The sequence below is a fragment of the Vibrio sp. 03_296 genome (assembly GCF_002265885.1).
Window position 1 is genome coordinate 1 of the sequence record NZ_NPKW01000178.1, and the last position, 614, is coordinate 614.

Annotated in this window: 2 pseudogenes; both read right to left on the minus strand. The window is 51.6% G+C overall.

The features are described from left to right. Positions 1 to 6 precede the first annotated feature (6 nt). Positions 7 to 453 (minus strand): annotated as a pseudogene (locus CIK04_RS22730) (MFS transporter); the annotation flags it as partial. A gap of 67 nt (positions 454 to 520) precedes the next feature. After that, positions 521 to 614: pseudogene (locus tag CIK04_RS22735) on the minus strand (phosphatase); the annotation flags it as partial.

Sequence of the window (614 nt, forward strand, 5' to 3'; positions counted from 1 at the left end):
CTASTTCTTCGACCCCGTCAGAATGGCTACCCACTTGAACAATGCGCCTTGCTGCTCGTCCGGCACTAAGGTTTTGATGGCGCTTTTGGCACTCATCTTATTCAAATCTTTGGCAATGCCAGAGAGTGCTTGCGCGGCCATCACCCAAGGAATCGTCAGCCAAGCGGCGGGGACAGCCAACATCAGCAACGCGATGATTTGCATGGCCAAGCCGATGTTCATGGTCTTATTGAGACCGAGCCTTGCCCCCAACCATCCACCAATCAAGTTGGTCACCACGCCAAAAAACTCGTAAAACAAAAACAGCGAGGCAATCGCCAGCGCCGAGTAACCAAGGTCGTGGAAATAGAGCACCACCAGCATGCGCAGTGCCCCATCGGTTAAGGTAAAGTTCCAATAGTTAAACGTGACCRGCATGTATTGGCGGACACTTTTGCTCAGTTGAGCGATCATATATGCCGCTCTGTGTACAGGTTAACAGGCTTTTGGATCATGATGATCCAAAAGCCCTAATGGCTGCTCACTGTGCGTTTGCCACAGATTCGATGTAGCTCAACTGCACCTCTCGCGTGAAGGCGCCGGGCCTCAAGGCTTGTACTTCACGAATAATGTCG